This is a genomic window from Streptomyces sp. GbtcB6 (assembly GCF_019091475.1).
Lineage (GTDB): Bacteria > Actinomycetota > Actinomycetes > Streptomycetales > Streptomycetaceae > Streptomyces > Streptomyces hyaluromycini.
In genome coordinates, this window is the sequence record NZ_JAGXJL010000460.1 from 1 (window position 1) to 237 (window position 237).

The 237-nt window shown below is 73.0% G+C and carries 1 protein-coding gene; it reads left to right on the forward strand.

The genetic code is table 11. From position 1 onward, the window contains the following. The coding region (locus tag KVT45_RS55670) for a hypothetical protein (RefSeq protein ID WP_217562778.1) at positions 1-237 on the forward strand (237 nt) is incomplete at both ends.

The following is a 237-nucleotide window of genomic DNA, read 5'->3' on the forward strand; positions in this document are numbered from 1 at the left end:
GGCCCTGGCGCCCACGGTGCTGTTCCGGGTGACCTACGCCAGCGCCGCGCTCGCGGGCACCAGGGACGTCACGCGGACCGACGTCCGCCCGTTGACCACCGGATCGCTGCCGACGCCTCCGCAGGTGGTGCACAGCGGCTCCGACACCGATGCGACTCTGCCGGCCAACACGCTGGCGCCCGGGCCCTACCAGGTCACGGCCCTGGTCCAGTTCCCCGGTGTCAACAGCATCGGAGC